This is a genomic window from Sphaerotilus sp., assembly GCF_041083715.1.
Taxonomy (GTDB): domain Bacteria; phylum Pseudomonadota; class Gammaproteobacteria; order Burkholderiales; family Burkholderiaceae_C; genus Sphaerotilus.
Genome location: NZ_JBFPGY010000066.1, coordinates 1 through 3,785 on the forward strand (window position 1 = coordinate 1; position 3,785 = coordinate 3,785).

Annotated in this window: 4 protein-coding genes; 3 read left to right on the top strand and 1 reads right to left on the bottom strand. The window is 69.1% G+C overall.

The genetic code is table 11. The annotated features are described in order from the left end of the window. The 3 genes from mutS to AB3X43_RS03090 all read left to right on the top strand — a co-directional run. Positions 1-1,618: DNA mismatch repair protein MutS (mutS, locus tag AB3X43_RS03080; RefSeq protein ID WP_369428419.1), on the top strand; the 1,618-nt coding region annotated here is incomplete at its 5' end. Then, positions 1,615-2,442 carry a proteasome-type protease gene (locus AB3X43_RS03085; protein WP_369428420.1) on the top strand — a complete coding sequence of 276 codons (828 nt, stop codon included), beginning with the start codon at positions 1,615-1,617 and terminating at the stop codon, positions 2,440-2,442. The genes mutS and AB3X43_RS03085, both read left to right, overlap by 4 nt. A gap of 19 nt (positions 2,443-2,461) precedes the next feature. Next, on the top strand, positions 2,462-3,277 hold the full coding sequence (locus AB3X43_RS03090) for an alpha/beta fold hydrolase (protein ID WP_473965052.1): 816 nt from the start codon (positions 2,462-2,464) through the stop codon (positions 3,275-3,277). On the opposite strand, the gene AB3X43_RS03095 is transcribed toward AB3X43_RS03090, so the two are convergent. Next, positions 3,274-3,785 (bottom strand): DUF938 domain-containing protein (locus tag AB3X43_RS03095; protein ID WP_369428421.1); only part of this gene is annotated, 512 nt, incomplete at its 5' end. The two genes, AB3X43_RS03090 and AB3X43_RS03095, sit on opposite strands and share 4 nt — an antisense overlap.

Consider the following 3,785-nt stretch of genomic DNA (forward strand, 5'->3'; position numbering starts at 1 on the left):
GCCACTGCGCGATGCCTTGCGCCACGTCAGCGACGTGCAGCGCATCACCGCCCGCACGGCGCTGCGCCAGGTTCGCCCGCGCGAACTCGCCGGCCTGCGCGAGACGCTGGCGACGCTGCCCGGCCTGCGCCAGCGCGTGCCGGACGACGCGCCGCTGCTGCAGGCGCTGCACGCCGCGCTGACCCCGGACGCCGCCATCGCCGACCTGCTGACCCGCGCCATCGCCGAGGAGCCAGCCGTGCTGCTGCGCGACGGCGGCGTGATCGCCAGCGGGTTCGATCCGGCGCTGGACGAGCTGCGCGCCATCGCGACGAACTGCGACACCTTCCTGCTCGACCTCGAAACCCGCGAGCGGGCACGCACCGGCATCGGCAACCTGCGGGTGCAGTACAACAAGGTCCATGGCTTCTACATCGAGGTCACCACCGGCCAGGTGGACAAGGTGCCGCTCGACTACCAGCGCCGCCAGACCCTCAAGAACGCCGAACGCTACATCACGCCCGAGCTGAAGGCGTTCGAGGACAAGGCGCTGTCCGCGCAGGAGCGTTCGCTGTCGCGGGAGAAATGGCTGTACGAGCAGGTGCTGGACGCGCTGATCCCGCACCTGAACCCGCTGTCCGAACTCGGCCGGGCGCTGGCCAGTCTCGACGCGCTCGCCGCCCTGGCCGAGCGGGCGCAGACGCTGAACTGGTGCGCGCCCGAGTTCGTCGCGCACCCGTGCCTCGACATCGAACAAGGCCGCCACCCGGTCGTCGAAGCGCGGCTGGCCGAGACCGGCGGCGGCAACTTCATCGCCAACGACTGCCGGCTCGACTCGGCGCGGCGCATGGTCATCCTCACCGGCCCGAACATGGGCGGCAAGAGCACGTTCATGCGGCAGGTGGCGCTGACGGTGCTGCTGGCGGCGGTCGGCTCGTTTGTCCCGGCCACGCGCTGCCGCCTCGGGCCGATCGACGCGATCCACACCCGCATCGGCGCGGCGGACGACCTGGCGAACGCGCAGTCCACCTTCATGCTGGAGATGACCGAGGGCGCCGCCATCCTGCACAGCGCGACGGAACACTCGCTGGTGCTGATGGACGAGATCGGCCGTGGCACCTCGACCTTCGACGGCCTGGCGCTGGCCGGCTCGATCGCCACGCACCTCCACGACCGCAACCGCGCCTTCACGCTGTTCGCCACCCACTACTTCGAGCTGACCGCGTTCCCGACCCGCCACCGCCACGCCGTGAACATGCACGTCTCGGCCGCCGAGTCGGGCGACGACATCGTCTTCCTGCACGCGATCGAGCCCGGGCCGGCCAGCCGCAGCTACGGCGTGCAGGTGGCGCGACTGGCGGGGATGCCGGCGGCGGTGCTGCGCCAGGCGCGCCAGACGCTCGACACGCTCGAAGCCCAGCAGCACGCGGGCGAGGCACAGATCGACCTGTTCGCCCCGGCGCCCGAGCCAGAACCAGCTCCACTGGCACCGCCGCCGGCTGTTGCGCCGGTGCCGACGGACCCGCTCGCCGCCGAGGTGCTGCAAGCCTTGCGCGCACTCGACCCTGATACGCTCACCCCTCGTTCCGCGCTCGACGCGCTCTATCAACTCCAGGCTCTCGCCACCCGCACCCCATGACGTACTGTGTCGGCATCCGGTTGAACGCCGGTCTCGTGTTCCTCTCCGATTCACGCACCAACGCGGGGCTCGACGCGATCAGCACCTTCCGCAAGATGATGGTGTACGAGAAGGCCGGCGACCGTTCCATGGTGCTGCTGTCGGCCGGCAACCTGAGCATCTCGCAGTGCGTGCGCGAGATCCTGCAGACCGAGAAGATCCCCGCGGCCGACGGCGGCGAACCCATCACCATCTGGAACGCCAGGAGCATGTTCGACGCCACCCGCGTGCTCGGCTCGGCGGTGCGGCGCGTCTACGAAACCGACGGCAAGGCGCTCCAGAACGCCGGCATCGACTTCAACTGCTCGATGATCTTCGGCGGCCAGATCGGCGACGAGGCGATGCGGCTGTTCCTGGTCTACTCGGCCGGCAACTTCATCGAAGCCACGCGCGAGACCTGCTTCTTCCAGGTCGGCGAGTCCAAGTACGGCAAGCCCATCCTCGACCGCGTGCTCACCCCCGACACGCCGCTCGACGAGGCGGCCAAGTGCGCGCTGGTGTCGATGGACTCGACACTGAAGTCGAACCTGTCGGTCGGCCTGCCGCTGGACCTGCTGGTCTACCGCAACGGCGACCTCAAGGCCGACCGCATCGTCTGCATCGACGACAAGAACCCGTATTTCAAGATGATCCACGACACCTGGGGCCAGCGCCTGCGCGAGGTGTTCGAAGGCATCGACGACCCGGCCTGGAACGGAGACGCCGCCGAGTTCCCGCTGATGCAGGACTCCGCGCGCTACGAAGCCATGCGCAAGATCACCCACCCGGGCGAGCGCATCGTCTGACCCTGCCGGACACCCGCCCATGCCCATGCAACCCGGCGTCATCGTCTTCAGCCACGGCAACAGCTTCCCTGCGGGAACGTATGCCCGGCTGTTCGCACACTGGCGCGCTGCGGGCTGGCGGGTCGAGGCCGTGGAGAAATACGGCCATGACCCGCGTTACCCGGTCACCAGCAACTGGCCGCGCCTGCGCGACCAGCTGATCGACTTCGTCGATGGACTGGCGCTCGGCACGCCGGTGGTGTTCGTCGGGCATTCGCTGGGCGGATTCCTGAGCCTGAAGGCAGCGCTGAAGCGGCCGGATCTGGCACAGGCGGTGGTGCTGCTGGACTCGCCTGTGCTGACCGGCTGGAAGGCGCACAGCGTGCAGGTCGCCAAGGCCACGCGGCTGATCCAGCGGATCTCGCCGGGCAAGGTCGCGGCGCGCCGGCGCTACCACTGGGGCTCGGTGGACGAGGCCCGCGCGCATTTCGCGGCCAAGCATCTCTTCGCCCGCTGGGACACGCACTGCCTGGAAGACTACCTGCACGCAGGGCTAGAACCCGCACCGCAGGGTGGCGTGCAGCTCGCCTTCGACCGCCAGGTCGAGGCGCGCATCTACAACACGCTGGTGCACAACCTGGGCGATGTGCTGCGCCGCCATCCGCCGCGCTGTCCGGTCGCGTTCATCGGCGGCACGCAATCGCGCGAGGTGCATCAAGTCGGGCTGGCGGCAACGCGGGCGCTGGTGCGCGCGCATGTCGAATGGATCGAAGGCACACACCTGTTCGCGCTGGAGAAACCGACCGAGAGCGCCGAGCAGGTGCTGGCGCTGATCCGGAACATGACCGCGCCCTAACCGCCCATCCGCTGCCAGGTGACGCACCGGTTGTTCGCCGGCATCGCCCGATCCTCGACCAGGTTCAGTCCGGCGGCCCGCGCCAGCGCATCGACCAGTTCGAATTCGCGCACACCACGCTGCGAATCCGACGCGCGCAGCGTGGCATCGAACGCGGCGTTGCTGGCGCTGGTGTGCAGGCCCAGGTACTTGAACGGGCCGTAGGCGATCACCAGCCCGCCCGGTGTCAACACCGAGGCCACGCGCGCGAAGAAGGCCTGCACGTCCGACCAGCCCATGATGTGCAGTGTGTTGGCGGTGTAGACGGCATCGTATTGCGACGCGGGCCAGTCATGGGCAACATCCAGGCAGATCGGCGCGGGCGTGTTCGGCAGCGCCGCATCGGCCAGCCACAGACAGATGCCGGGCAGATTGGCGCGCACGTCGGAGGTCTGCCAGCGCAGGTGTCGGAGCGTTGCAGCAAAATACACCGCGTGCTGCCCGGTGCCGCTGCCCACCTCCAGCACCG